Genomic DNA, 26479 nt, shown 5'->3' with positions numbered 1-26479 from the left:
TGATCGCCGGGCGACGATTGTTAAAGAAATATAAATGTTCTAGAGTCCCGGAACGAACGATAGGGGAACTTCCGGGCCGAGCCCGGGTCACAACGGCCATGCGAATGCCTGTCACGCGTCTCGTACTTGCTCTCGGTCTCGCCCTCGCGGCGGCCTCGGGCGCGGCCGCCCAGGAAAAACGCAACCAGACCGTACTCCCCGTGCTCGATACGTCCGGCAAGGTCGAGGCCTTCCTGGTGCTCGAACCAGCGACCGCCAACCAGTCGAGCCGTCGCTGGCGCTTCGGCGAAAGCCAGTTCGACGCCGCCTTCGGCCTCGAATCCGGCAGCTCGCTCGCCCTGCTCTGCAGCCCCGGCAGCAGCTTCAACGGCGCCGTCAGCAGCTTGGCGCGCAACTGCCAGTTGGCTTCGGTCGGCGACAACACGCCCGGCGCACGCCGCGCCAGTGCGACGGCCAGTCTGAGCCGCCCCGGCGGCGGTGTCGGCCTGACCCTCGGCGAAGGCCGCGACACCCTCCCCGGCTTCCTCAGCCCGTCGCGGGTCGCGTCGGCCGGCCAGGTCGATCTCCATGACCTGACCGTCTTCGCCAAGAAGGACATCGGCGACGACGCCTACGTGTCGCTCGCCGGCACCCTGGCCAAGGCCACGCTGATCCCGACATCCGCCGCGCCCGCCACGCTCAGCGACCACTGGACCAGCCGCAGCCTCAGCGTCGGCGGCGGCATCGGCCGTTTCAGTGCCAACATCGTCGGCCAGGTCGTCGACACCCCCGGCCTTCCGAAATGGGAAGGCGTCGGCCTCGGCGTCAGCTGGCGCACCCCGTGGAGCGGCCAGCTCACGGTCGGCGCCGACAACGTGATCACCCGCGGCAAGAACCCGTTCTCGAAGATGACCGAGAACGCGGACGACGAGGGCGCGGTGCCGTACATCCGGTACCAGCAGGATTTGTGATTTCGATCGGTTTATAAGACTTTGTTTTTGCTCGAAAGCCGGCCTGAAGCCGGCTTTTTTTATTGCCCACGAATCTTTCCCACGACCTATTCACACAATCTATCTTTTTTCTTAACGACTCTTTAATTCTCGAAAGTTCGCAGCTATAGTCGGCCAGTCTTGCCGAGTCTGGCGTCTGAATTGACGCTGTAGCAGGACACCCGGGGATTTCCCAAGACCTACTTGGAAGAGAGAGAGAGAAAGATGACCTTCAAGACCACCAAGCTCCGTGACGCGATTTCGTTCGCGCTTATTGCGGGCGCGACTACACTCGCAGGCACCGGCGTGGCGATCGCGCAGGAAGCGCAGACACTCGACCGAGTCGAAGTTCTCGGCTCGCGTATTCAGCGCTCTGAAGCGGAAGCGGCGTTGCCGGTTCTCGCGATTACCCGTCAGGAACTGGAAGCGACCGGTCTGACGCAAGTCGCAGATGTGTTGCGCGAAATCAGCGCCAACGGCCCGGCGCTCAGCCTGAACACGAACAACGGCAATACGAGCGGCAACTCCAGCGTCAATCTCCGCAACTGCGGTGCAAACCGCACGCTGGTCTTGGTCAATGGTCGTCGCTGGGTGAGCGATAACGGCCTCAGCGGGTCGGTTGACCTCAATTCAATCCCATTTGCTGCGATAGAGCGCGTCGAGGTCCTGAAAGACGGCGCCTCCGCGCTGTATGGTTCGGACGCAATCTGCGGCGTTGTCAACATCCAGACGCGCCGCGACTTCGATGGGGCCCAGTTCAACGCCAACTACGGCCAGTACACCGACGGCGATGGGGCTCGCGAAACCTACGATTTCACCTTGGGTGGCTCGACCGAACGCTTCTCTGGACTGCTGAGCATGTCCTACAACAAGCAGGAGGCGATCTCTGCTGGCGACCGCGAGATTTCGGCAGTTCCACTGTTTGGCTTCCCGGCAACGGTTTCGACACCAGGCCGCGCAAGCCCGGTTGGCCCTTACGGCAACTTCACTGTCGCAGGTCGCAACATCATCCTCGATCCGTCGCGGCCCGGCTGCCTGCCGAACCAGGTGTGTACCGCAGCGACACGAGGCGACTTCCGTAACTACAATTTCCTGACCGACGGCTATAACTTCGCGCCCGACAACTACTTGGTGCAGCCGCAAAAGAGCTACTCGCTTTTCGGCCAAGCGAGCTACCAGCTGCATGACGCCGTTCGCTTCAGCACCGACGTGTTCTATACCAACCGGACCGGCGAAGCGCAGCTTGCCGCGCAGCCGCTGTCTCCCCTGACCATTTCGTCGGCCAGCATCTACAACCCCTTCGGCACGAACATCAGCGGTGGCGCGTTCCGACCGACCGACTTCCCGCGCGTGTTCGGCCAGGAGCAGGACACTTGGCGCTTCAGCGCCGCGCTCGATGGCTTCTTCGACATCGGTGACCGTTATTTCAACTGGGATATCGGTTACTCGTACGCCGAGAACAAGCAGCTTCAGCCCAAGAACGGCTTCTACTTCTCGACCCGTGTCAACCAGGCGACAGGCCCATCGTTCATCGACAGCACGGGCGTCGCACGTTGCGGCACCCCTACGGCGATCATTGCGGGCTGCGTCCCCATGAATGTCATGGGCGGCCCGAACGGCTTCACCCAGGAAATGTACGACTGGATTGCGGTGAATCCGAAGAACGTGCAGAAGTCGACTCTCGAATCGGTGACCGCGAACATCAGCGGTGAGTTGTTCCCGCTGCCCGGCGGCACTGCCGCATTCGCGTTCGGCCTCGAACACCGCAAGGAGTTCGGCTCCAGCGAGCCCGATCCGCTGACGGCCGCCGGTCTGGTGTTGGGTGACAACCCATTCCTGCCGACGCGTGGTAGCTACAGCGTCGACGAAGCCTATCTCGAGTTGCAGGTTCCTCTGTTGTCCGAGGTGTTCTTGGCCAAGTCGCTCGAACTGTCGCTTGCGGCGCGGTACTCGGATTACTCCACCTTCGGCGACACCACGAATCCGAAGGCAAGCTTCCGCTGGCAGGTCGTTGACGATCTGATGTTCCGCGGCTCATGGGGCGAAGGCTTCCGGGCACCCGCCGTTGCAGAGCTGTTCCAAGGCTCTGCTACTGGCCGACCCGCATTCCAGGATCCGTGTAGCGACATTGCATCGAATACGACGTTCCGGAACAGCGAGGCAACCCGCGCACAGTGTCGCGCGATGGGCACCCCGGTGGGCTATGCCTCACAGCTGTCCCAGACCTATGCAACGACCGGTGGCAACCCGGCCCTGCAGCCCGAGACTTCGGTCTCCAAGACGCTTGGCTTCGTGTATTCGCCCGACTGGTTCTCCGGGTTCGACACTTATGTCGATTGGTACAACATCACCATCCGCAACCAGATCGGCGCACTGGGCGCCCAGACGATCCTCAACGAGTGCTACTACCAGTTGAACCAGAACAGCTGTGCGCTCATTACCCGTGACACCACCGGCGCCGTCAACGGCAACCCGGGGGAGGTCTCGGCGATCATGGCGCAGAACACCAACTTCGTCGGCGGGCTCGAGACTGAAGGCTTCGATTTCGGCGCGGCCTACCGATTCGAAACCTCCAGCCTCGGCCAGTTCCAGCTCCGTATGGACAGCACATACGTGACCTATTACGGCGACGTCGGCCAGCCCGAACGTGGAACGCTCAATGGTGATGGTCGGATCTCGAGTGGCAACGTGGTCGGACAGGTCGCATCCGGTTCCTCGACGGGTGCGCCGCGTCACCGCCTCCGCTCGAGCCTGACCACCAGCTGGCAGTACGCGGACTTCAACGCCTCTGTCACGCTGGAATACCGTAGCCGCGTCCGCGAGAGCTGCACCAACTTCCGCAGCACCGCGCTTGCTCTCGGCGCTGTGGATCCTCAGTTCCTCGATCTGGTCAACATGTGTACCGACCCCAATCTGATTATCGACCAGTACGAGTTCGTACCGGGTTCGAGCAATGTGGTCGGGGTTCCCCGGATCACGCCGATCAACTATCTCGGCGGCACCACCTACACGCATATCCAGGCCGGTTGGAAGGCACCTTGGAATGCGAAGATCACTGCTGGCGTGCGCAATCTGTTCGACAAGGATCCGCCGTTGTCGTCGAACGCTTTCGCGAACACATTCGATGCGCAGTATCTGATCCCGGGGCGCTTCATTTACCTCAACTATCAGCAGACGTTCTAAGAAAAGGCCTCTAGAACATTGGTTCTAGAGATTCCTGGCAACGGCTCCGGAGGGAGCCGTTGCTTTTTTCTAGACACTGCAGTCGTTTGTGACGCTCGCAGGGGCAACCGCGTGAAAGGACGGTTCGCCTACCCACCATCCCGCTTTTGATCGCCACGGTCTCTCGGCAAGATCACCTCGAAAGTACGAGTAGCACCGAAATTTCAGCACTGAAGACTTTGAGCACAGCTTGAGTTGCGGCAGCGCCGCCTGCTGTCCAGACACACCGGCGGAAACAAGCGAACCCTCAAGCCTCGACTACAGAGGTTTGCCCTAGGGACTTCGAGATCGACCCGACGTCTATCGAAGAAGAGCTGAGGTCAACTCGCACCAGAGTCACAGAATGCGCTGTTCGTTCTTGGCACAGCACTTGTTAAAGAACTTTAATTTCTCACTTCTTCTCGCTAGTATCAGTTGATATTTGCTGACTTTGGCGTCTAAATTGACATTTGCAGCAGGTCTCGCCGAGGATATCTCATGACTCACTGGAGAGAGAGAGAGAGAGAGTGTGTGTGTGTGTGTCATTGATCGAATCGGCTATGACGTTCAGCGCGACCGTCGAAGCCGGTCAATCGAACAGCTAATGTCTTCGCACATCGCGACTTCCTTGTGTCAGCCGAACGGCAGACGCCGATACCGGTCGAACACCTGCAGCGTCCAGGGCTTCTGTGCCAGCACCAGGCTGACGCCGGTGCGCGCTTCCGCCGAAAGGCCCGCGTCGCGTGCGAGCAGGCCGTCGAATTCGCGTGCGAGGTCTTCGAGGCGCGAGCGCATCTGGGCGATGCCGTCGGGTCCCAGGCTGCCGCTGAGCAGGAACAGCGCGTCGCAAGCGCTTGTGAACGGCGTCGAGAAGTAATCGCCGAGCAGCGCTGCGCGGAAATGACGCTCCATGGGCCCGTCGCTGCGCCAGCGGAAGTTGCGCGCGGTCAGCGCGCGTGCGCGATTGCCGGGCAGCAGTTCGATGATGCCGAGACGGTCGAGCCGCACCAGCAGTCCTGTCCACTGCGGGACGTCGAAATCGAAATGCGCCAGCACTTCGCCCTGCGACCAGCGGTTGATCGTCAGGAACATCGCCAGCATCAGCGCCGGCTCGTCGACCAGCGCCTGCTCCTGCGCTTCGCTCAGCCGCGCCATCGGCTCGCGCCCTCGATCGGCGTCGCCGCTGAGTTCCTGCAGGCCGATCCCGAGGACCTCGCAGATCGACTCCAGCCGCACCAGCGTCATCGCACGCCGCGAGAACATGCGTTTGACCGCCGCCTCGCTGATCGCCAGGCGTTGCGACAGCACGCGATAGGTCATGCCCTGCGCGCGCAGTGCGCGCTTCAGGGCTTCGATCAGGTCGACGGAAAGACTCATGGTCTAAAAATACGCGACCACGCGGCGCGGAAACAGAGACTTGAGCGATCCCGGTTGTCGTTGATCCGACACAGTACGAGGCTCGGCCCACCTCATGGACTGGAGATACCGGTGATCCGACATCGACCCCGCGGCATGCAATCCGCCATCTGCACCGCGTTGTTGCTCGTTGGCAGCCTGTTCGGATGCGGTGCCGCATTCGCGCAGTCGAATGCGATGAGCCGGCAGTCCGATGCCAGTCTGCTGGCGTCGGTGCAGGTACCCGTCGCGATGACCGAGGCGCTGTCGGCCGGTGGCCGCTTTTCGATCACCGCGCTCGAAGCGAGCGGCGACACCGTCATGCTGACGGTGTCAGGCGTCGGACTCGCCGCGTCGGCCGTCATCGTGGTGTCGGCAGAACTCGTTCGACGCCTCGGCATCGTTGCCGGCACTGCGATCGTGGCGGTGGCCGTCAGCGGGGGCTGGATCCTCAGCGCGGCGGGCGAAGGCATCGCGTTCGTCGCGGATGCGCTCACCCGGCCCTTCATCCATTCGATGCGGATCTCGTCGTGACCGAACGACCGCGGACGGCGGCATACGCGGTAGCGTTGCTGCTCGGCATGCTCGTTTCCACGACCACGCACGCGGGTGGCGGCTGCAACCCGGAGCCACTGGCCCCTGCGCGCGTGGCGGATGCGGCATCAACCGCGCTACGCACAGCCGCCGCACTCGACGCCCATGATGCGCCGGTCGCGCTGATCGCGCGCGTCGGGCAGGACCTGTCCGAACATGGACTCGTCTACAGTCATGCGGGCTTCGCGGTCCGCGATCACGCGAGCGGTCGCTGGTCGGTCGTGCATCTGCTCAACGAGTGCGGCACGCACGCATCGGGTCTGTACGTGCAGGGACTGGTGAACTTCTTCGCGGACGATCTGGTTACCCAGGACGCGCGGATCGTCTGGCTGCAGCCGGCGCACGCGGAACGGCTGGCCTCGCATCTTGTGGGCCTGCCGCAGGCGTCGCTGTTCCAGCCGCGCTACAACCTGATCGCACGCCCCGACAGCACGCAGTACCAGAATTCGACTTCGTGGATCCTCGAGACGCTCGCGGCCACGCAGCCGGCCAGCGGCGACATCCGCACCCGGCACATCGCCTACGCGCTGGCGCTGGCAACCGGTTTCGAACCGGATGTCCTGCGGATCGCCTATACCAGGCGCGTCGCCGGCGGCCTGTTCGGTGGCAACGTCAGTTTCAGCGACCATCCGGTCGCGACGCGGTTGTCGGGTCGCTATCCGGTGGTCACGGTGCGTGCGATTCTCGGGTGGCTCGACCGCAGCGCGCTTGCGCACGAGCAGGCGGAATGGCGCGGTGGCGTGTTGCAGGCGCAGCCCGGACCGGGCTGAGACAGATCAGGAAGTTCGGCGGAATCAGGCCGGGACCAACGTCTGCGCCAGATGTTCGACGTAGGCGTCGAACTCGTCCTGCTGCATGCGCGCCTGGTGCAGCTGCAGGTTGAGTTGCAGGAAGCCGACGTAGGCGGCGTAGGTCAGACGTGCGCGGTGCTGCGCGTCTTCGCGACCGAGGCCGGCCTGGCGGAACGACGCGGTCAGATAGTCGAGACGACGCTTGGAGACGCGTTCGATCACCGGGTGCACGGTGGGATGGTCCTGCGCCTTGAGCAGCGCGCTGTAGATCACATGCGATTTGTACTCGCGCGCGACCATGTGGAACAGCGCGCGCAGACGCTCACGCGCGTCCGGCACTTTTTCGAGCGCGCCGAACAGTGCTTCCTGCTCGACGTTTTCCCAGCGCTCGAGCGCGGCCTGCAGCAGCGCATCGCGCGATGGGAAGTGCCAGTAGAAGCTGCCCTTAGTCACGCCGAGACGGCGCGCCAAAGGCTCGACCGCGACGGCCTGCACGCCGGTCTCGGCGATGAGGTCGAGCGCGGCCTGGGCCCAGTCATCGGCGCTCAGGCGGCTTGGCCGTTCGGCGGGTGACGCATCGCCCGACTGGGCGATCACTGCGGATTTCGGGGCAGGTCTGCTCATCGCGACAGTCTATCCATACGCATCCATCCGCAACAGTATCGACATGCCGGACACAGGCCGACTGGCAGCATTGACACCACTGGAAACCGTCACCATACTCGACCGTACGGTCAGCATCGGGATCCGCCCGTGCAGCCGGCACAGCGCCGGCCCCGTTCTCTGTAATGCCGTTTGCCGGAGTTGATGATGAGCGTCGCGATCCCCTTTCTCGCCTTTCTGCTGGTGGGTGCCTTCGCCGCCTACCACCGTCTTCGTCTCGTCTACTGGGCGGCGATCACGGTCACTGTGCTGCTCGCCTGCTGGCTGCTCGGCGCCAATGGCGTCGCCACGGTCATCGCCGCGTTGCTGGTCGCCGCGATCGCGGTGCCGCTGCTGATCCCGTCGGTGCGCAAGTCACTGATCACCACGCCGCTGCTGAAGTTCTTCCGCAAGGTGCTGCCGCCGCTGTCGCAGACCGAACGCATCGCGCTGGAAACCGGCTCGGTCGGGTTCGAGGGCGAACTGTTCACCGGCGATCCCGATTGGCAGAAGCTGCTCGACTATCCCAAGCCGCAGCTCACGGCCGAGGAGCAGGCGTTCCTCGACGGGCCGGTCGAAGAGCTCTGCAGCATGATCAACGACTGGGAGATCACCCACGTCCACGCCGATCTGCCGCCGGAGCTGTGGGACTACATCAAGGCCAACAAGTTCTTCGGCATGATCATTCCGAAGGAGTACGGCGGCCTCGGATTCTCGGCGCTGGCGCACCACAAGGTGATCCAGAAGCTGGCGTCGATGTCGAGCGTGGTCAGCTCGACGGTCGGCGTGCCGAACTCGCTGGGCCCGGGCGAACTGCTCAACCACTACGGCACCAAGGAGCAGAAGGACTATTACCTGCCGCGTCTCGCGATCGGCCAGGAAGTGCCGTGCTTCGGCCTGACCGGCCCGTTCGCCGGTTCCGACGCGACCTCGATTCCCGACTACGGCATCGTCTGCAAGGGCGAGTGGGCAGGCGCGAACGTGCTCGGCGTGCGCCTGACCTTCGACAAGCGCTACATCACATTGGCGCCGGTGGCGACGCTGGTCGGCCTTGCGTTCCGCATGTACGACCCCGACGGCCTGATCGGCGACACCCAGGACATCGGCATCACGCTGGCGCTGCTGCCGCGCGAGACGCCGGGCGTCGAAATCGGCCGTCGTCATTTCCCGCTCAACTCGCCGTTCCAGAACGGCCCCATCCACGGCAAGGACGTCTTCATTCCGCTGAGCCAGCTGATCGGCGGCGCGGAAATGGCGGGCAAGGGCTGGAACATGCTCAACGAATGCCTGGCGGTGGGCCGTTCGATCACCCTGCCCTCCACCGCCTCGGGCGGCGCGAAGGCCGGTGCGGTGGTGACCGGTGCGTATGCACGCATCCGCAAGCAGTTCGGCCTGTCGGTTGGTCGCTTCGAGGGCGTCGAGGAAGCGCTTGCGCGCATCGGCGGCAAGGCCTACGCGATCAGCGCGCTGTCTCAGGCCACTGCGGCGGCAGTCGATCGCGGCGACGTGCCGTCGGTACCGTCGGCGATTGCCAAGTACCACTGCACCTCGATGAGTCGCGAAGTCATCAGCGACGTCATGGACGTCGTCGGCGGCAAGGGCATCATCCTGGGCCCGAAGAACTTTGCCGGCCGCAGCTGGCAGGCGGCGCCGATCGCGATCACCGTCGAAGGCGCGAACATCATGACGCGCAGCCTGCTGATCTTCGGCCAGGGCGCGATCCTGTGCCATCCGTGGGTCATGAAGGAAATGAAGGCGGCGCAGGATCCGGACGCGCAGCGCGGCCTCGAGGAATTCGACCGCAACCTGTTCGGCCACATCGGCTTCGCGATCTCCAACGCCGTGCGCTCGTTCTGGTTCGGCCTGACCGGCGCGAAGATCGGTGCGGCACCGGGTGACGACTACACGCGCCGCTACTTCCGCAAGCTGGACCGCTACTCCGCGAATCTCGCGCTGATGGCCGACGTGTCGATGCTGACGCTCGGCGGCAAGCTGAAGTTCAAGGAATCGCTATCGGGTCGCCTCGGCGACGTGCTGAGCCACGTCTACATGACCAGCGCGATGCTCAAGCGCTACCACGATGAAGGCGCGCCGCAGGCCGACCAGCCGCTGCTGGCTTGGGCCTTCCACGACAGCGTGCACAAGATCGAACTCGCGCTGTCGGCTGCGCTGCGCAACTTCCCGATCCGTCCGGTCGGCTGGCTGATGTGGCTGCTGATCTTCCCGTGGGGCCGTCGTGCCGAAGCGCCGGGCGATCGCCTGTCGCGTCGCGTCGCAGCGCTGCTGATGGCGCCGAACGAAGCGCGTTCGCGTCTGGCCGAAGGCGTGTTCATGACCCCCTGCGAGAACAATCCGGGCGGCCGCATCGACAGCTATCTGGCCAAGGCGATCGCGGCCGAGCCGGTCGAGCGCAAGTTCCTCAAGGCGATGAAGAGCAAGGGCATCGAGGCTTTGGATTACGACGCGCAGCTGGACGAAGCGGTGCGCGAAGGTCACATCACCGCCGAGGAGCGCGCGTTGCTGGTCGAGCTGCGCGAACTCACGCTGGACGCGATCACCGTCGACGACTTCGACACCGAGGAACTGCGTTCGGCGGGCTATCGCGCGCCGACGCAGCCGTCGAGCGAGTCTCGCGAAGCGGCCTGAGCGACCAGCGTGACGTGACAGCGGCAACGGCGGGCGAGTCCCGCCGTTGCCGTATCCGGACTTCCGGTTTTCCATCCTCTTGTCGGAGCACGCGATGAGCGCCCCGCTGCTTACCTTGCGCAACCGCTTCATCCGCTGGCCGGGCGGTGCCTGGCTGTTCGGCGTCCTCGTGTGCCGCAAGGCACCCTACTTCGCCAGCATCGCGCCGCGCATCACTGCGCTGGAGGAGGGGCGCGGCGAGGCGACGATGCGCCACCGTCGCGCGGTCACCAACCACATCGGCACCGTACATGCGATCGCGCTGTGCAACCTGGCCGAACTGATCGGCGGCCTGACGACGGACGTCAGCATTCCAGCGTCGATGCGCTGGATCCCCAAGGGCATGACCGTCGAATATCTGAAGAAGGCCGTCGGCACGATGACCGCCACGGCGACGCCTGCGATCCAGCCTGTCGCATCCGACGCGGGCTACGCCTTGCCGGTCGACGTGGTGATCCGCGACCCGGCCGGCGATGCCGTGCTCCGCGCGCAGATCGCGATGTGGGTCTCACCGCGCAGCGCACGCGGCGGTTGAGTCCGCGCAGACGTCGGCCGCATCAGATTGGTGGATCCTCGTTTTCTGCCTGCACAGCGCCGCCTTCGCGTTGTTCCACCTCGGCTTATGGCTGCTGTTCGACTGGCCGCGCACGCTGCAGCCGACGACGCGCGCCAATCGCGCAATCGTGCAGATCGCGAACGCACAGCTCGTGTGGGTGTTCGGTGCGGTCGCCCTGCGCTGCTTCCTGATGCCCGGCGACCTGGACATCATCCCCGCTCGGACGGACGCTGCTCGCCGAGATGGCCGGCGTCTGGTGGCTGAGATTGGATTTGCAGTTCTTCCGGCTGCGCGCGCCTGATCCGCTTGTGCATCGGCTGCGCGGGGCGTTCGTGGTCTGACGTCGCCGCTTCGCGCTGAAATGTCGATTGTGGGAGCGTGCTTGCGCGCGAGGACGCTTTCACGAACGAGCCCCATCGCGCGCAAGCGCGCTCCCACGGAAGCGCAGCGCGGCCTCAGCCGCTGCGCGCGTGCCAGGTCGCCAGCACTTCGGCCTCTCGCTGCGGCGTTAATCCAGACTTGAGCGCGGCGCGGCGTTCGGCCGGCTGCGTGCGCCACCAGGCCAGCGTGTCGCGCGCGGTGTCGTCGATCGGGCGATGGGAGAGTCCGGCCGCAATCGCGCGATCGACGCGCGTCCGTCCGAAACCGGCGTACTCGCCCACCGGCGCGATCCAGACCGGCATGTCCGACCACGCGTCCACGCCCTGCGCGTCGAGAAACTCCGCCGGCAGCCACGTCAGCCGCGCATCCGGTGCCCCGCCGGCCGCCTTCGCCTGCTGCAGGCAGGTGTCGAGCAGACGCCCCATGTCGAGCGTGCCGGGCGCCGCATCGGCATTGAACACGCCGGTCGTGTCCTGTTCGATCAGCTGCAACAGAAACGCCGCGAGGTCTCGCACGTCGATGCACTGCGTCGGATTGCCGGGCGCACCCGGGGCTGCGATCTCGCCACCACGGTCGGCGCGTGCGGGCCAGTAGGTGAAGCGGTCGGTCGGATCGCCGGGGCCGACGATCAGCCCCGGCCGCACCACTGATGTGCGGCCGGGCAACGCGCTTTGCGCGGCGCGCTCGCAGGCGGCCTTGAGCCCGCCGTAGGTCTCGCCGGTGATCGTGCGCGTCGAAGGATCGTCCAGCGTCGCCAGCGCGCTGTCCTCGTCGTTGGCGATGTCGTTGCGCGCGTAGACCGAGATCGACGAGATGATCTGGTAGTGGCCAACGCGGCCGGCCAGCAGCGCCGCGCTGCGTGCGACGTCGTCGGGGAAATACGCCGATGTGTCGAGCACGGCGTCCCAGCGGCGGTCGCCTTCGAGCGCCGCGAGATCGTCTTTGCGGTCGCCGCGCAGTTGCTCGATGCCGGCCAGCGGCGTGCCGTCGAAACGTCTCGGATTGCTGCGGCCGCGGTTGAACAGGGTCAGCGTGTGGCCGCGTGCATGCGCGCGTTCGACGAAGTGCGGACCGAGAAAACCGGTGCCGCCGAGCACCAGGAGTTTCAGCGGACGCGCTGCGCGCCCGGTCGATGCGAAGACGGCGGCCGGCAGCGCGGCGAACGTCGCGGCGGTCAGGCTGTGGGCGAGGAACTCACGACGGCTTGCCATGGGTGTGCTCCGGAGGCCGGGCAGGTGCCGGCTGTTCCGGCAGCCTGCGCTCGGCGCGGATCACCCGCCATGCGCCGAAGGTCATGCCCAGCGCGATGCCGATGCCGGCCACGAACACCAGCTGCGACCCCAGCACCGCCAGCGCCTTGTGCACCCAGACGAAGGTCACGTCGCCGCCGCGATACACGGCCGTGTCGATGACCGCCTTGGCCTTGTAGCGCGATTCGCGGCTCACCCGGGTGTAGAGGGTCTCGCGCGCCGGCTTGGCCAGCGAGAACTCGCTGGCACGGGTCATCACCTGCACCGTCGCGATCAGCAGCGGCAGCGGCGATGCGGACAGCAGCGCGAAGCCGATCAGGATGGCCACCGCCGGCAGCAACAGCAGCGGTGCCACGCCGTAGCGGCGCAGCAGCCAGCGGGTGAGCAGCAGCTGCACCAGGATCGTCAGGCTGGCGACCGCCCAGTCGATGATCGAGTAGTAGCGCGTCGCTGCCTCGGCGGTGGGATACAGGCGCCGCACGATTGCGGCCTGTTCGTTGTAGAGCAGCGTGCCGACGCCGACACCGAAGAACATCAGCAGCGCGAGGCCGCGCAGCAGCGGATCGGCGGCGATGAGCTTGAGGCCGGCCCAGATCGAACCGCCGATCGCCTGCTCGCCCTGCTCGGCGCGCGTTGCTTCGTTGCGCCGTGCCCAGCTGCGCAGATTGAGGATGCACAGCAGGCACACGCAGAGAAACCCGACCGACACCAGCGTGAGGTTCGCCACACCGATTCTCCCGACCAGCATCGTCGTGATGAAGGGCCCGACGAAGGCGCCGATCGTGCCGCCCGCACCGATGTAACCGTAGTAGCGCTTGGCGTGCTCGTTGTCGAACACGTCGGCCATGAAGCTCCAGAACACGGTGACCGCGAACAGGTTGAAGACCGCGATCCAGACGAAGAACAGCGCGCCGCGGCCTTGGAGATCCGTGTCGAACGCCCAGCGAAACCCCAGCAGGCAGACGATGAAGATCAGATACACCACCGGCAGGAACACCCGGCGCGGGAAGCGCGACACCAGCGCGCCATAGAGCGGCTGCAACAGCAGCATGACGACGAATGTCGCGCTGAAGAGCGCCTGCAACGTGAAATCACCCAGCGCGATGCCGCGCGCCGCGGCCCAATCCAGCAGGAACGAGGGGAACACCGCGGAGGCATCCGACGACGCACCCATCGCATCGCGCACCGGGCGCAGTACGTAATAGCCGCACAGCAGGCAGAAGAAATACAGCAGCGCCCACCACAGCGGCGGCGACTCCGCCAGCGCGGCGCGCAGCCGCGGGCGTGGCGGCGTCATGACGGGGGGGCGCATGGCGGGCTCCTGGCGGACCGCGGCACCTTAGCGCACACGGTTGACGGGCACCATCGCCAGCAAAAAGACGCGAGGCGGGACGCCCGCCTCGCGAAGACCCGAAGGTCTGGAGAGATCAGAACTTGAAGGTGACGCCCAGTGTGACGAACCGGCCGAGCACGTCGTAGTACTGCGGGAACGTGTTGCCGCTGTTGTCAGTGGTGGAGCCGATGCTGTTGCCGACGATCGGCGGCTGCTTGTCGGTCAGGTTGTTGACGGTGAGCTGGAAACGCGCGTTGAACGGCGCGGTATAGGCAACGCCCAGATCGAAATAGCTGTACGCATCAATCGACGAATAAGCCGGCAGGAAGCCTGCCTCACCACGCGATTCCTCGTCGATTCCACTCAGGTAGCGCCAGCCCAGCGAAAGCTCGAGCTGGTCGATCGTCCAGGCGGCGCGCAGATTCGACTTGAAGTCGTACGTGCCGACGCCACAGGAGTTGCTGTACAGGCCCACGCATTCGCGATCCACCGAGGTCGGTGTGGCCTGAAAGCGGCGGCTGTTGACCTTGGTCGCGTCGAGCGCGAGATCCAGTCGACCCCAGGCGTCGGGGAGGCCGAATCCATAGCGCAATCCGAGATCGTAGCCGTCGGTCTTGATGCGTCCGAGGTTCGACAGCAGCAGCGCGACACCTTGGGCACCCGAGCCATTGAAGGAGCCGTTGCCGGGATCACGACCGACCAGCGCGCAGTCGTCGTTGAAGGCGCGGTCCGGATTGAGCGCCGTGCTGTAGCAACCGTTGATGACGTCGTCGATGCTCTGCGACGAGATGGTCTCGTCAACCTCGATCTTCCAGTAATCGAGCGTCAGCGCGAAGTCGTTCTGCCACGCCGGCTGCCATACCAGACCGACGGTGCGGGTGTCCGCCTTCTCCGGCGACAGCGCCGGGTTGCCGCCGATCAGCACGTTCGCTTGACCGGCGGACGGCTGTTGGAGACTGCCCAGGCGCGCCTGCGGAACGCCGGTCTGTACACAGAGGTTCTCCAGCGTGCCGGGCGTGCCGGCATTCGCCGGATTCAGTCCCGGACCCGCGCAGGGATCCACAGCGAGATTGTCCAGGCCAGTGGTTTCGGGCAGGAACAATTCGTTGATGTTCGGTGCACGCGTCGCTCGCTGGGCCATGCCGCGGAAACGCAGGCTTTCGATCGGCGCCCACTCCAGGCCGTACTTGAAGGTGCCGTAATCCTCTGAGTTGGCACCGACCTTGAAATCGGAATGGCGGTAACCCGCTTCGAGCGTCAGTGCATGGATGCCCGGCTGACCACTCACGATCGGCAGCAACAGCTCGCCATACGCCTCGCTGAGCGAGAAACGGCCGGTCTGGTCGATCGACGGCGCGCCGGTGCCCATGACCTCGCCCGCGATCTGCAACGAGGCATCCGACTTGATCGAGGCGGTCGCACGCCGGTGCTCGAGTCCGAACGCCACGCCGATCGGATAGTCAGCCCACGGCATTTTGAAATCACCCAGATCGCCCGAGACTGAGCCCGACATCACCTCCTGCTCCACCGACTGCAGCGTGATCGCATCGAGATTGATGAAGGCGGCCATTTCCGGCGTGATCGAGCCCTCCGGACCGAACACGTCCAGCGGCACGCAGCCGTTCGACGGATCGAGACAGGCGTCGGCATCGACGGCGGCCAGTGCCTGTCGCACCTTCGACAGCGATCCCCAGTTGATCAGCAGCTGGGTCTGGTCGGCCTCGCCGCGCGTGTAATAGGTGTCGTAGCGCCAGTTGTCGCCAAGATCGCCACGCAGGCCCGCCGTGAACTGGAAGGTCTTGTTCTTGAAGTCGTTGAGGCGCGGCCCGAACTCGGTGATGCGGCGTGCAATGGTCAACGGAATCGCGGTGGTGTTGCCCTGGGTGCAGTCGGCGATGCCGAACTCGGTGCACAGCTGCTGGCGGAGCGGCTGCGGAATGAATGCATTGCCGATCGGCACGTCAAGCGTCTCGAAGAAGATGCCGCTCTCCGCGAGGCTCGAGCCCACATCGGAGCGGGTGTAGAACACCTGAGCATAGGCCTCGTGGTTGTCAGTGATGTCGTAGCGCGCGAGCGCCGTCGCCTGGTGACGGTCGAGCGGCGTCTGGTAATAGTTCTTCGGATTGAAGTTGAAGGTCGCCACGTCGTCGGTCAGCAGGCCCGTCGACGGATCGATCTGTCCGAACAGCCCATCACCGCCGCCATCCGGGTTGAATGCTTCGAAATAGGACGGCACCGTCGTGAACGAGCCTTCGGGCAGACCGGTCACCGACGAAAGCGACTGGCGACCATACGGACGCGCGCCCTGCAGCAGCGGATCGGCCTGGGTGCGGCTCAGGCTCAGCGCGACATTGCCGCGGCCGTCGTCGAGGTTGGCGCCCATCGTCACGTCGATGTTCTGACGCGCCGCATCCCCTTTGCTCGACTGCCCGTGCGAGGCGCGGAGTTCCAAGCCCTCGAAATCACGGCGCAGAATGAAGTTGGCGACACCCGCGACCGCGTCAGCGCCGTAGACCGCCGACGCACCGCCCGTGACCAGGTCCACGCTCTGGATCAGGCCCACCGGAATGACGTTGGTGTCGACCACGCCGTCGAGATTGAACGGCACCATGCGCCGGCCGTCGACGAGGACCAGCGTGCGCTGCGAGCCGATGCCGCGTAGATCCAGGGTGGCGCCGCCACCGGTCCCGTTGTTCGTACCGGAGCCGATCGCAGGTACCGCGCTCGGCAGTTGCTTGAGGAAATCCTCGGCCGCGACCGGCTGGTTGCGATCGATCTCGTCGCGTTCGATCGTGGTCACCGGACTGTTGGTGGTGAGACCGGGAATCGCGATGCGACTGCCGGTCACCGTGACCGTATCGAGCTGTGTGGCATCCGGGGACGCTGCGGGTTGAGCGTCTTGCGCGAGCGCATTGCCCGACGTGCAGGCTCCGGCGACGATCGCGAGAACGACGGCATCGCGCAGGCGGGAAGTTCTGATGGGCATCTCTCTCTCCGTGAAGGGCATCCCTGCATCACCGGCAGGATCGGCAAAGCGCCGTGCCATAACCGGGCAGGCATCCCACTATTCCGCTTCACGAAATTGAAACAATCAGGGTTTCCCCCAGCTCGCATGGCCGCGGAGCATATGCTCTAGCCCCCTTGCCTACCGTGCCGCTATGCCTCCCCGTCCCGCTCCCGTCTACGACTACATCATCGTCGGCGCCGGTTCCGCCGGCTGCGTGCTCGCCCATCGGCTCAGCGCCGATCCGCACGTGCGCGTGCTGCTGCTCGAAGCGGGCCCGAATGACACGCACCCTTTCATCCACATGCCCGCGGGCCTGGCGAAGCTGGTCAACCGCAAGGGTGTGAACTGGGACTACGACACCGCGCCCGAGCCGCAGCTCGACAACCGCGCGTTGTGGTGGCCGCGCGGCAAGGTGCTCGGCGGCTCGAGCTCGATCAATGCGATGTGCTACATCCGCGGCGCGCCGTCGGATTACGACGACTGGGCTGCGCAGGGCGCGCAGGGCTGGTCCTGGAACGAGGTGCTGCCGTGGTTCCGCAGCAGCGAAGGCAACACGCGCGGCGGCGATGCGCTGCACGGCGCCGACGGCCCGCTGACGGTGTCGGATCTGCGCTACGTCAATCCTGTCTCGCGGATGTTCATCGAGGCCGCGCAGCAGGCGGGGCTGCCGGCGAACGACGATTTCAACGGGCCGCGGCAACAGGGCGTCGGCTTGTACCAGGTCACCCAGCGCGAGGGCGCGCGGTGTTCGGCGGCGACGGCGTATCTCGATCGCGCCACGCGCGCGCGTCCGAACCTGACGATCCAGACCGGCGCGGTCGCCAGCCGCGTGACGTTCAAGGATGGACGCGCGACCGGCGTGGTGTATTCGACCGCGCGCGGCGCGTTCCATCAGCCTGCGACGCGCGAGGTGCTGCTGTGCGGCGGCGCGATCAACACGCCGCAACTGCTGATGCTGTCCGGTATCGGCCCGGCGCGGGATCTACGCCGGCACGGCCTCAAAGTCGTGCACGACGCGCCCGGCGTCGGCGGCAACCTGCAGGACCATCTCGACATCTGCACGCTGTTCCATGCCACGCAGCGCATCACCTACGACCGCGCCAGCGACGTCGCGATCGCATGGGACTACTTCGTGCGCGGCCGTCGCGGCCCTGGCACCAGCAACATCGCCGAAGCCGGCGGCTTCTACCGCTCACCGCTCGCACCCGACGATCGCGCCGACATCCAGTTCCATTTCGTGCCGGCGATGCTCGACGACCACGGCCGCAACCGTCTGGCCGGCGACGGCTACACCCTGCACGCCTGCTTCCTGCGCCCGCGCAGCCGCGGTCGCGTCACGCTGGTCAGCAACCGCGTCAGCGACAAGGCGCGCATCGAGGCGAACTACCTCAGCGATCCGGACGGCTTCGATCTGAAGATGATGGTCGAGTGCGCGCGCATCTCGCGGACGATCCTGTCGCAGGCCGCGTTCGACGGCATCCGCGGCGTGCCGATCTTTCCCGCGCGCAACGATCTCAGCGATGCCGAACTGGCGGCGTTCGTCCGCGCGAAAGCGGAGTCGGTCTATCACCCGGTCGGCACCTGCCGCATGGGCATCGACGATGACGCGGTGGTCGATCCGCAGCTGCGCGTGCGCGGCGTCGACGGACTGCGTGTCGTCGATGCATCCGTGATGCCGAGCCTGCCGGGTGGCAACACCAATGCGCCGGTGATCATGATCGCCGAGCGTGCGGCGGAGATGATTCGCACCGGCTGAAGCATGGCTAGTGCGGCAGCTGTTCCAGCGTCGGCGGCAGCGGGCAATGCAGCACGCCGCAGATCGTGCGCAGCAGTTCGGACTCCGCCACGCTGACCTGGCCGTCATGACTAACGGCGGCGGTGATCGCCTCGACCATCACTTGCTTGGCCAGCGGGTCGAGCGCGTCGAGCGGCTCCCACACATCGTCCAGCGCCTGCACGCCGCCGGCCGGCGGTGCGTAGGGCACGTGGTCGCGCGGCAGCACACGCTGCATGCCGGCGAGATAGGCACGCTGCGCCGCGGCCTGGTCGCCGGGATTGCCAGCCTGCGCGACGACGGCGAGCAGCGTCGCGAATTCCTGCTTCACGTTGCCGGGCTTGCGCCGGCCGAAGCGAATGTGACGGCCCGGGTCGAGCGTCTCGCGCAACTGCACTTCCAGCAACCGGCCGAGGCAGTACTCGAACAGCGACACATGCTCGTCCGCATGCACCACCGCGTGCACGGTATCGAGGAACGTCGCCAGTTCCGGACGCGGCCGGCGGCGCAGCACCGGGAACGCCAATGCCGCCAGCGGCATGCGCAGCATCGGGTGCAGGTCCAGCAGATGGGTGTCGCGCAGATGCGCCGCCTCCGTCGCCACCGACGCCCCCATGCGCGCGACGATCTCGGTGTGCTGGCGACCGCGCACGACATCGCTGTCGTCGAGCAGCAGGGCGAGCACCAGCGGCATCGCCGCCTCGCGATGCGTGGCGACATCGTGCAGCGGATCGCTAATGGCCGTGACCAGCGCATGCGCGCGGGCGTAGTCGTCGTCATGCGGATGCGCGACCTGCGCGGCGACCATCGGCGGCGTCACCGCCAATGCGCGGTCCTTGTGCGGGAGTGCTTCGCCCGGCGCGACCAGGCCGAGCGCCACATCTTCCTGCAGACCGTCGGGCGGATTCATCATCCACTGCTGCTGCAGACGCGACAGCTGTTCGGGACGGAAGCCGGGCTCCAGCGCCTGGATGCGCTTGATCAGCGGCGGATGCGTGGCGAACAGTCCGCTCAGGCCCACGCCGTCGCCGAAGAGCATGTGGCTCACTTCCTCGGCATCCTCGCGGTGCGCGAGTCGCGACCCGCTGTCGAGACCGCCGATCTTCTTCAATGCACCGGCGATGCCCGCCGTCTGCCGGGTGAACTGCACCGCTGATGCATCGGCCAGCACTTCGCGCGAGCGGCTCACGCCGGCCTTGATCATGCGGCCGAAGAACATGCCGAGGCTGCCGACCGCCATCGCCGCGAGCGCGCCGACGATCACCACGATCGTCGCGCTGTTCCGGAAGCCGCGGCCGTGGATCAGGATCTTGCGGCCGATGATGCCGATCATCAGGATGCCGAACAGCACGCCGATCAGGCGGATGTTGAGCCGCATGTCGCCGTTGAGGATGTGGCTGTACTCGTGCGCGACGACACCCTGCAGCTCGTCGCGGTTGAGCCGGTCGAGCGCGCCGCGGGTCACCGCGACGACGGCATCCGATGTCGAGTATCCGGCCGCGAACGCGTTGATCGCAGCCTCCTGTTCGAGCACGTAGATCTTCGGCACCGGTACGCCCGACGCGATCGACATCTCCTCGACCACGTTGCGCAGCCGCCGCAGTTGCGGATCGCGCGTGTCCTCCGCCACCGGCACGCCGCCGAGCTGCTGGGCGACCGTCTCGCCGCCGCTGCGCAGCGACGAGATACGGAACAGCGAACCCAGACCGATCACCGCCAGCGTCACCACCGCGACCGCAAGCAACGGACCTGGACGCGGACCGACGACCAGCAGCACCAGCACGCCGACCATCAGCACGATGCCCAGCACCGCCAACGAGAACAATGCGATCAGGCGCGTACTGTTGCGCCGCGCCTGGGCCTGGCGTTCGAAGAAATTCATCGCGATGCGACCGGTGCCGGCGGGTGCGTCGACCTCAGAACGTCACCTTCGGCACGTCGCGCACTTCGGCGCGATCGGCCGGAATGTCGAGCAGCGCCGCTTCCTTGAAATTGAACATGCCGGCGAGGACGCTCGAGGGAAACACTTCGCGCTTGTTGTTGTAGGCCATCACCGAGTCGTTGTAGGCCTGGCGCGCGAACGCGACCTTGTTCTCGGTGCTGGTCAGCTCTTCGGTGAGCTGCATCATGTTCTGGCTGGCCTTGAGGTCCGGATAGGCCTCCGACACCGCGAGCAGGCGGCCGAGCGCGCCATTGAGCATGCCCTGCGACTGCGCGAGCTGCGCCATCGCCGCGGGATCGCCGGGATCGGCCTTTGCCGCCGACAGGCCGGCCTGCGCCAGATTGCGCGCCTGGGTCACGGCTTCGAGCGTCTCGCGCTCGTGGCGCATGTAGCCCTTGACGGTCTCGACGAGGTTCGGGATCAGGTCGAAACGACGCTGCAACTGCACGTCGATCTGGGCGAACGCATTCTTGTACGCGTTGCGGGCGGTGATGAGCCCGTTGTAGATACCGACGCCCCACAGCGCCAGACCCGCAGCAATCACCACGAGCAATACCAGCAGGATCAATGCGCTAGCCATCAAACTTCCCCTTGTTCATGCAATCCATTACACAGGCGCTATCATCGCCGCAGCACCAGAGCATACGCAGGGGGCAGGCCCGATGAAAAGCCGATATCCATCCCGCCGGCCGCTCGTCCGGCTGGGTCTCATCGGGCTACTGCTGCCTGCCGCATTGGGCTCCGCGGCGCAGGCACCGACCTCCGCCGATGTCGTCGAGAACGAAAGCGAAGACGAGATCACCGCGATCGTGCCGCTCGACGAGCAGGCCAGCCGGTCGGCCATCGTCAGTCGCGAGGACGCCGTCAAACCGCAGCCGCGGGTGCCCGGCCAGGACAAGCCGCTGGCATCCACGTTCGACGTGACGCTGCTCGAGGCGATGGCGCAGGATCTCGTCGCCAACCAGCGCGTGCCGGGCCTGGCGATGGCGATCGTGCACAAGGGCCAGATCCTCAGCGCGCGCGGTTACGGCATCACCGACGTCAAGGCGGCCGAACCGGTCGATGCGCACACCGTGTTCCGGCTCGCGTCGCTGTCCAAATCCTTCGCCGGCACCGTGACCGGCATGCTGGTGTCCGAAGGCGCACTGCGCTGGGACAGCCACATCGTCGACTACCTGCCGTCGCTGCGCTTCTCCGATCCGCTGGCCGCGCAGCAGCTCACCGTTGCCGACGTGCTGAGCCATCGCGTCGGTCTGGGCCGTAACACCTACGACCGCGATATCGAACGCAACGCCGACTATCACGACCTCGTGCAGCGCCTCGCCGCTGCGCCGATGAGTTGCCAGCCGGGCAACTGCTACGCCTACCAGAACGTCGCCTTCAGTCTGGTCGGCGACGTGGTATTCGCGACCTCCGGCCAATTCTTCAGCGAAGCGGTGTCACGCCGGATCTTCAAACCGCTCGGCATGAACGATGCGAGCTACGGGCTCGACGGCATCCAGGCGAGCACGCGCTGGGCCAAGCCGCACGTGCGTGCCGGTGGTGGCTGGACGTCGCTGATGCCCAAGCCGACCTACTACCGGCTGGCGCCGGCCGCCGGCGTCAATGCCAGCATCAGCGACATGGCGCAGTGGCTGGTCGCGCAGACCGGCCATCGCCCTGACGTGTTGCCTGCGCCGCTGCTGGCGACGCTGCAGGCGCCGATCGTCGGCACGCCGCCGGAGATGCGCAATTCCTCGTGGCGTCGCGATCGCCTCGACGCCGCGGGTTACGGCCTGGGCTGGCGCGTCTACGACTACGCCGGTCAGCGCGTGGTCTTCCACGGCGGCGCGGTGCAGGGCTATCGCGGCCTGATGGCGATGATTCCCGATCGAGACTTCGGCATGGTCGTGTTGTGGAACAGCGAGAGCAGCCTGCCCTCGGGCCTGCTGCCGACGATCCTCGACCGCGCGATCGGCCTGCCACCGCAACGCTGGCTGGACGTCGATCCGAACCTCGAAACGCTGCACGCCCAGCGCACGCACGCGCCGGCCTCGACACCTTCGTCGGGCAGCACGACCCATCGCGCGGCGGCGACGCCGGAGTAAACCTCCCGGGACGCGGGAGAGCACGAGGCCGCCTTCGGGCGGCCTTCGCGTGTCTGCGCCAGCGATCGCACGCGCATGCGCATGCGCACAGCCTTCAACGCGACGCGGGCGAGTTCGCTCTTGTCTCCGGGACCCGGGACTGCCTAGGGCGTGCGCGGTCCGAACGCGGGCGATGGGTTTCGCTCCGCTCTATCCATCCTACTTCACGGCAGCGGCCCGTCCGTATGCGCGGCTGACCACGGGCAAAAAAAAACGCCTCCTCCGCCTGGGCACGCGGAGGAAGCGCTTTCGATGACGAAGTGCAGCTACGTCAGATCAGATCAGCGGCGTCGGCATCTGCGGAATCACGACCGGCGCGGACTTCTTGGTGCGCTTGGCAGGCGCGCGCTTCTTCGTCGCGGCCTTCTTCGTTGCAGACTTCTTGGTCGCTGCCTTCTTGGTGGCGGCCTTCTTCGTGGCCTTCTTGGCAGTCGACTTCTTCGCGGTCTTCTTGGTCGCGGACTTCTTGGTCGCCTTCTTCGCAGCCTTCTTCGCAGTCGACTTCTTGGCGGTCTTCTTGGTCGCCTTCTTCGCTACGGACTTCTTGGCGACCTTCTTCTTGGCGACCTTCTTGGTGGTCTTCTTCGCTGCCTTCTTCGCGGTCTTCTTGGCAGCGACCTTCTTCTTCGCGACCTTCTTGGTGGTCTTCTTCGCCGCCGGCTTCTTCTTGGCGACCTTGGCGACCTTCTTCGCGACCTTCTTCACAGCCTTCTTGACCTTGCTCACCACCTTCTTGGCGGTGGATTTCTTCGCGGTCTTCTTGGCCGCCTTCTTGGCAGGCGCTTTCTTTACGGCTTTCTTCGTGGCCATGGAATGGCTCTCCTCGTCAGTGGACTTGCATGTACAGCGGCCCAGTTCTCAAACGGCACGCGGGAGTTGGACCCGCGCACAACCGCCGACGCGCACCGCGCATCGGACCGGATTCGAAGGGTGGGTCGTCGACTGCACGACGTCGCCCCGGTGAAGCGGAAACCTGCACGCGCCAGATCTGTCGCGGAGGTCGGGAAAATGTGTGGGGATATTTCGCAGCGGAGACGATGCCCGCATCCACCGTGTGATGTTCCTGGCAGAGGTTCGAGTTGTGCTGCGCGCTGGTGTCGTGGTTCGACTCACTCGTTTCGTTGCGGACGTGTGTTGCCGCGAAACCTAATCACGGTTTTTTCCACTGTCAACAGGTCGTCGCAAAATTTTTCCGGCGCCGCCGGCACGCGTGTCGGGCGACGCGGTGCGGCGATGCCACGCACGCGGTGTGATCCGGCATGCGACCTCGCGCATCGCACGCGAACCGCTTTCGCAAAACATCATAAAAAAAGGCATCAATGCATCGGCGCGCTTTCATCGCGTGCATTTCGAGCCTGCGCACACAGGCATTTCTGGCGTGGTGAAAAAAGAATCACCCACCCGACCGCAACGTAAATCCGGCTGCGCCGTGCGCGACACGTTTGCGCGGTTGCGGGATCGGTTTGCGCGAAAAATGCGCAGCCTCCGAACGCGTCGACCGACGTTCGCGTCGTGCATCGAGGGCGTCGACGGTCGCGGCGCGACGACCTCGCACGACGCCGCCGTCACGTCGTCGGATCGGAACGCCGGAAACGAAAACCGGCGCGTTCCTCTCGGAACGCACCGGTCGATGTGCACGACGTTCGCGCGAAGACGTCAGTCTTCTTCGCCCTCGATCTGCTCGGCGTAATCGTCGGGCGCCAGCAGCTCGTTGAGCTGGTCGGGTTCGCTCAGTTCGACGACGAACAACCAGCCCTCGCCGTAGGCGTCTTCGTTGATCGTCTCCGGCTTGTCGGCCAGTGCCTCGTTGACGGCGGTGATCGTGCCCGAGACCGGCGCATAGACATCGGACGCGGCCTTGACCGACTCGACCACGGCCACGCCGGTGCCGGCCTGGATGTCGTCGCCGACGGCGGGCAGTTCGACGTAGACCAGATCGCCGAGCAGGCCCTGGGCATGGTCGGAGATGCCGATGGTGACCTTGCCGTCACCTTCGATACGGACCCACTCGTGGGACTTCAGGAATTTCAGGTCGCCAGGGATTTCGCTCATGGTCGGCTCCGGGGAAAACGTTCGATCGGGAAGGTGGGGCTAGTGTAACGACGATGCCGAGCGGCGCGCATCAGACGCCGTCGGCGGGCTGGCCATTCTTGACGAACGGGAACTTGACCACGCGCACCGGCACCTGGCGGCCGCGGATGTCGACCGTGACCTCGCCCGGCTCGCCGGCCGGCACGCGCGCGAACGCGATCGCCTTGCCGATCGTCGGCGAGAACGTGCCCGACAGGATCTCGCCGGCGCCGTTCGCGGTCGTGACCGTCTGGCCGTGACGCAGCACGCCCTTGTCGTCCATCACCAGACCGATCATCTGCCGCGGCGCGCCGTCGGCCTGCGACTCCAGCAGCGCGCGGCCGTTGAACGCACGGCCTTCGTCGAGGGCGACGGTCCAGCCGAGTGCGGCTTCGAACGGCGACACGGTCTCGTCCATATCCTGGCCGTAGAGCGCGAGGCCGGCTTCGAGGCGCAGCGTGTCGCGCGCGCCGAGACCGGCCGGTGCGACGCCCGCTTCATGCAGCGCCGTCCACAGGGCAACGGCATGCGATTCACCGACGACGATCTCGAAGCCGTCCTCGCCGGTGTAGCCGGTACGGGCGACGAACAGATCGCCGAACGCGGTGCCCTCGAGCGCGGCGGCGGCGAAGCGGCCGAGCTTGGCGACGGTCTTGCCGTCGTCGCCCAGCAGCCTGGCAACCGTGTCGCGCGCCTGCGGGCCCTGCACGGCGATCATCGCGAGCTCCGGGCGCTCGGTCACGGCGACATCGAAGTCGGCGGCCTGCGCCGCGATCCACGCCAGGTCCTTCTCACGCGTCGCCGCGTTGACGACCAGGCGGAACCAGTCGTCGGCCATGAAGTAGACGATCAGGTCGTCGACGATGCCGCCGTCCAGCGTGAGCATGCAGGTGTAGAGCGCCTTGCCCGGCACCTTCAACTTGTCAACCGAGTTGGCGACGAGGCGGCGCAGGAAATCGCGCGTGCCCGCGCCGCGCAGGTCGACGACGGTCATGTGGCTGACGTCGAACATGCCGGCGTCGCGGCGGACGTGGTGGTGTTCCTCGATCTGCGAGCCGTAGTTGAGCGGCATGTCCCAGCCGCCGAAATCGACCATGCGTGCGCCGAGCGCACGGTGGGCATCGTTGAGGATCGTCTTCTGCGTCATCTGGCCGGCTCGCAAGCGGAAAGCCGGGATTATCGCAGGTCGGACGCGCCGGCCGCGGGGGACCGGTCGCAGAGATGTGCCGAAGTCCAGGACGCTTCGCCTGGTAGTGCGATCACCCGCACGATGGTTCGCCCCACCCAACCCCTCCCCGCTTGCGGGGGGAGGGTGTGAGGCAACTCAGGCCGCTTCGACGTGCAGGTTCACGCCGTCGGTGCCAACGATGCGCACGGGCGTACCGGTGGCGAGGTCCGGACCTTCAACGACCCAGAACGCGTCGCCGATCTTGATCCGGCCGCGGCCGTCGACAATGCCCTGCTCCAGCGGCAGCACGCGACCGACGTGCTGCTGCGCGCGGCGGTTGAGCAGCGGCTGGTCGCTCTGACGGGCGCGCTTGCGGAAGAACTTCTGGTAGACCAGCACGGACAGGAAACTCAGCACGACGAACAGCGCGACCTGGGTGAGCAATGTCAGACCGGGCGCGAACAGCGCGACCAGAAACACCGCCGCGGCGGCGAAGCCCATCCACAACAGGAACGCGCCCGGCGCCAGCGTCTCCGCCGCCATCAGCAGCAAGGCCAGCGCGCCCCAACCCGCGACATCCCAGCGCATCCAGTCCA

At 65.8% G+C, this 26479-nt stretch carries 21 protein-coding genes; 10 read left to right on the top strand and 11 right to left on the bottom strand.

Translation table 11 applies throughout. The features are described 5' to 3' along the window. Positions 1 to 104: 104 nt before the first annotated feature. Together V3391_RS11255 and V3391_RS11250 are read left to right on the top strand one after the other, a co-directional pair. Positions 105 to 950 (top strand): XOO1806 family protein, encoded by an 846-nt coding sequence (locus tag V3391_RS11255; RefSeq protein WP_425497239.1) that lies wholly within the window; start codon positions 105 to 107, stop codon positions 948 to 950. A gap of 243 nt (positions 951 to 1193) precedes the next feature. Beyond that, entirely contained in the window at positions 1194 to 4151 is a 2958-nt protein-coding gene (locus V3391_RS11250; RefSeq protein ID WP_332078499.1) for a TonB-dependent receptor plug domain-containing protein, read from the top strand. Between the two features lie 651 nt (positions 4152 to 4802). Here the strand turns inward: V3391_RS11250 and V3391_RS11245 are convergent. Next, positions 4803 to 5546 carry a helix-turn-helix domain-containing protein gene (locus V3391_RS11245; RefSeq protein ID WP_332078498.1) on the bottom strand — a complete coding sequence of 248 codons (744 nt, stop codon included), beginning with the start codon at positions 5544 to 5546 and terminating at the stop codon, positions 4803 to 4805. 135 nt (positions 5547 to 5681) lie between these two features. On the opposite strand from V3391_RS11245, the gene V3391_RS11240 reads away from it, so the two are divergent. Both V3391_RS11240 and V3391_RS11235 read left to right on the top strand, forming a co-directional pair. After that, positions 5682 to 6098, top strand: coding sequence for a hypothetical protein (locus tag V3391_RS11240; RefSeq protein ID WP_332078497.1), 417 nt, complete (start codon positions 5682 to 5684; stop codon positions 6096 to 6098). Next, positions 6095 to 6928 carry a DUF2145 domain-containing protein gene (locus V3391_RS11235; RefSeq protein WP_332078496.1) on the top strand — a complete coding sequence of 278 codons (834 nt, stop codon included), beginning with the start codon at positions 6095 to 6097 and terminating at the stop codon, positions 6926 to 6928. The genes V3391_RS11240 and V3391_RS11235 overlap by 4 nt, the downstream gene beginning before the upstream one ends. A gap of 24 nt (positions 6929 to 6952) precedes the next feature. Here V3391_RS11235 and V3391_RS11230 read toward each other — a convergent pair whose 3' ends face one another. Continuing rightward, positions 6953 to 7573 carry a TetR/AcrR family transcriptional regulator gene (locus tag V3391_RS11230; RefSeq protein WP_332078495.1) on the bottom strand — a complete coding sequence of 207 codons (621 nt, stop codon included), beginning with the start codon at positions 7571 to 7573 and terminating at the stop codon, positions 6953 to 6955. A 186-nt stretch (positions 7574 to 7759) separates the two neighbouring features. Between V3391_RS11230 and V3391_RS11225 the strand changes: the two genes are divergently transcribed. The 3 genes from V3391_RS11225 to V3391_RS11215 all read left to right on the top strand — a co-directional run bounded on the left by V3391_RS11225 (position 7760) and on the right by V3391_RS11215 (position 11133). Further along, a complete protein-coding gene (locus V3391_RS11225) occupies positions 7760 to 10237 on the top strand; it encodes an acyl-CoA dehydrogenase (RefSeq protein WP_332078494.1) in 2478 nt (825 codons plus the stop codon). A gap of 94 nt (positions 10238 to 10331) precedes the next feature. Next, positions 10332 to 10811 (top strand): hotdog fold domain-containing protein, encoded by a 480-nt coding sequence (locus V3391_RS11220; RefSeq protein WP_332078493.1) that lies wholly within the window; start codon positions 10332 to 10334, stop codon positions 10809 to 10811. 70 nt (positions 10812 to 10881) lie between these two features. Then, positions 10882 to 11133, top strand: coding sequence for a hypothetical protein (locus V3391_RS11215; RefSeq protein WP_332078492.1), 252 nt, complete (start codon positions 10882 to 10884; stop codon positions 11131 to 11133). A gap of 154 nt (positions 11134 to 11287) precedes the next feature. Here V3391_RS11215 and V3391_RS11210 read toward each other — a convergent pair whose 3' ends face one another. From V3391_RS11210 to V3391_RS11200, 3 genes are all read right to left on the bottom strand, one after another. Next, the gene (locus V3391_RS11210) at positions 11288 to 12424 is read right to left on the bottom strand and encodes an NAD-dependent epimerase/dehydratase family protein (RefSeq protein WP_332078491.1); all 1137 of its coding nucleotides are present in this window, start codon (positions 12422 to 12424) and stop codon (positions 11288 to 11290) included. Then, positions 12408 to 13775 (bottom strand): NTP/NDP exchange transporter, encoded by a 1368-nt coding sequence (locus V3391_RS11205; RefSeq protein ID WP_332078490.1) that lies wholly within the window; start codon positions 13773 to 13775, stop codon positions 12408 to 12410. The genes V3391_RS11210 and V3391_RS11205 overlap by 17 nt, the downstream gene beginning before the upstream one ends. A gap of 115 nt (positions 13776 to 13890) precedes the next feature. After that, positions 13891 to 16782 carry a TonB-dependent receptor domain-containing protein gene (locus V3391_RS11200; protein WP_332078489.1) on the bottom strand — a complete coding sequence of 964 codons (2892 nt, stop codon included), beginning with the start codon at positions 16780 to 16782 and terminating at the stop codon, positions 13891 to 13893. 172 nt (positions 16783 to 16954) lie between these two features. Between V3391_RS11200 and V3391_RS11195 the strand changes: the two genes are divergently transcribed. Then, positions 16955 to 18559: a GMC family oxidoreductase gene (locus tag V3391_RS11195; RefSeq protein WP_332078488.1), complete on the top strand. Its 1605-nt coding sequence runs from the start codon at positions 16955 to 16957 to the stop codon at positions 18557 to 18559. 7 nt (positions 18560 to 18566) lie between these two features. Here V3391_RS11195 and V3391_RS11190 read toward each other — a convergent pair whose 3' ends face one another. Both V3391_RS11190 and V3391_RS11185 read right to left on the bottom strand, forming a co-directional pair. After that, a complete protein-coding gene (locus V3391_RS11190) occupies positions 18567 to 20459 on the bottom strand; it encodes a M48 family metallopeptidase (protein WP_332078487.1) in 1893 nt (630 codons plus the stop codon). Between the two features lie 34 nt (positions 20460 to 20493). After that, positions 20494 to 21099, bottom strand: a complete 606-nt coding sequence (locus tag V3391_RS11185) for a LemA family protein (protein WP_332078486.1) — start codon at positions 21097 to 21099, stop codon at positions 20494 to 20496. An 82-nt stretch (positions 21100 to 21181) separates the two neighbouring features. On the opposite strand from V3391_RS11185, the gene V3391_RS11180 reads away from it, so the two are divergent. Then, on the top strand, positions 21182 to 22606 hold the full coding sequence (locus V3391_RS11180) for a serine hydrolase domain-containing protein (protein ID WP_332078485.1): 1425 nt from the start codon (positions 21182 to 21184) through the stop codon (positions 22604 to 22606). 315 nt (positions 22607 to 22921) lie between these two features. Here the strand turns inward: V3391_RS11180 and V3391_RS11175 are convergent, their stop codons facing one another. Then, positions 22922 to 23455, bottom strand: a complete 534-nt coding sequence (locus tag V3391_RS11175) for a hypothetical protein (RefSeq protein ID WP_332078484.1) — start codon at positions 23453 to 23455, stop codon at positions 22922 to 22924. Between the two features lie 400 nt (positions 23456 to 23855). Here V3391_RS11175 and V3391_RS11170 point away from each other — a divergent pair, with 400 nt between their 5' ends. After that, positions 23856 to 24335, top strand: coding sequence for a hypothetical protein (locus V3391_RS11170; RefSeq protein WP_332078483.1), 480 nt, complete (start codon positions 23856 to 23858; stop codon positions 24333 to 24335). Here the strand turns inward: V3391_RS11170 and gcvH are convergent. The 3 genes from gcvH to V3391_RS11155 form a co-directional block, all read right to left on the bottom strand. Next, positions 24302 to 24697, bottom strand: a complete 396-nt coding sequence (gene gcvH / locus V3391_RS11165) for a glycine cleavage system protein GcvH (RefSeq protein WP_332078482.1) — start codon at positions 24695 to 24697, stop codon at positions 24302 to 24304. The two genes, V3391_RS11170 and gcvH, sit on opposite strands and share 34 nt — an antisense overlap. Before the next feature lie 70 nt (positions 24698 to 24767). Next, positions 24768 to 25862, bottom strand: coding sequence for a glycine cleavage system aminomethyltransferase GcvT (gene gcvT / locus V3391_RS11160; RefSeq protein ID WP_332078481.1), 1095 nt, complete (start codon positions 25860 to 25862; stop codon positions 24768 to 24770). A 177-nt stretch (positions 25863 to 26039) separates the two neighbouring features. Continuing rightward, positions 26040 to 26471: an NfeD family protein gene (locus tag V3391_RS11155; protein WP_332078738.1), complete on the bottom strand. Its 432-nt coding sequence runs from the start codon at positions 26469 to 26471 to the stop codon at positions 26040 to 26042. Positions 26472 to 26479 lie beyond the last annotated feature (8 nt).

Source organism: Luteimonas flava (assembly GCF_036584485.1).
Taxonomy (GTDB): Bacteria; Pseudomonadota; Gammaproteobacteria; order Xanthomonadales; family Xanthomonadaceae; genus Luteimonas; species Luteimonas flava.
This window is presented reverse-complemented; position numbering and strand designations above follow the sequence as displayed.

What these genes read in the sequence shown, in the direction of transcription:
- V3391_RS11185 (WP_332078486.1), bottom strand. Translation starts at nt 21,099, where the DNA reads ATGGCTAGCGCATTGATCCTGCTGGTATTGCTCGTGGTGATTGCTGCG.
- gcvT (WP_332078481.1), bottom strand. Translation starts at nt 25,862, where the DNA reads ATGACGCAGAAGACGATCCTCAACGATGCCCACCGTGCGCTCGGCGCA.
- V3391_RS11205 (WP_332078490.1), bottom strand. Translation starts at nt 13,775, where the DNA reads ATGCGCCCCCCCGTCATGACGCCGCCACGCCCGCGGCTGCGCGCCGCG.
- V3391_RS11255 (WP_425497239.1), top strand. Translation starts at nt 105, where the DNA reads ATGCCTGTCACGCGTCTCGTACTTGCTCTCGGTCTCGCCCTCGCGGCG.
- V3391_RS11230 (WP_332078495.1), bottom strand. Translation starts at nt 7,573, where the DNA reads ATGAGCAGACCTGCCCCGAAATCCGCAGTGATCGCCCAGTCGGGCGAT.
- V3391_RS11210 (WP_332078491.1), bottom strand. Translation starts at nt 12,424, where the DNA reads ATGGCAAGCCGTCGTGAGTTCCTCGCCCACAGCCTGACCGCCGCGACG.
- V3391_RS11180 (WP_332078485.1), top strand. Translation starts at nt 21,182, where the DNA reads ATGAAAAGCCGATATCCATCCCGCCGGCCGCTCGTCCGGCTGGGTCTC.
- V3391_RS11220 (WP_332078493.1), top strand. Translation starts at nt 10,332, where the DNA reads ATGAGCGCCCCGCTGCTTACCTTGCGCAACCGCTTCATCCGCTGGCCG.
- V3391_RS11225 (WP_332078494.1), top strand. Translation starts at nt 7,760, where the DNA reads ATGAGCGTCGCGATCCCCTTTCTCGCCTTTCTGCTGGTGGGTGCCTTC.
- V3391_RS11245 (WP_332078498.1), bottom strand. Translation starts at nt 5,546, where the DNA reads ATGAGTCTTTCCGTCGACCTGATCGAAGCCCTGAAGCGCGCACTGCGC.
- V3391_RS11190 (WP_332078487.1), bottom strand. Translation starts at nt 20,459, where the DNA reads ATGAATTTCTTCGAACGCCAGGCCCAGGCGCGGCGCAACAGTACGCGC.
- V3391_RS11240 (WP_332078497.1), top strand. Translation starts at nt 5,682, where the DNA reads ATGCAATCCGCCATCTGCACCGCGTTGTTGCTCGTTGGCAGCCTGTTC.
- V3391_RS11200 (WP_332078489.1), bottom strand. Translation starts at nt 16,782, where the DNA reads ATGCCCATCAGAACTTCCCGCCTGCGCGATGCCGTCGTTCTCGCGATC.
- V3391_RS11250 (WP_332078499.1), top strand. Translation starts at nt 1,194, where the DNA reads ATGACCTTCAAGACCACCAAGCTCCGTGACGCGATTTCGTTCGCGCTT.
- V3391_RS11195 (WP_332078488.1), top strand. Translation starts at nt 16,955, where the DNA reads ATGCCTCCCCGTCCCGCTCCCGTCTACGACTACATCATCGTCGGCGCC.
- gcvH (WP_332078482.1), bottom strand. Translation starts at nt 24,697, where the DNA reads ATGAGCGAAATCCCTGGCGACCTGAAATTCCTGAAGTCCCACGAGTGG.
- V3391_RS11155 (WP_332078738.1), bottom strand. Translation starts at nt 26,471, where the DNA reads ATGCGCTGGGATGTCGCGGGTTGGGGCGCGCTGGCCTTGCTGCTGATG.
- V3391_RS11175 (WP_332078484.1), bottom strand. Translation starts at nt 23,455, where the DNA reads ATGGCCACGAAGAAAGCCGTAAAGAAAGCGCCTGCCAAGAAGGCGGCC.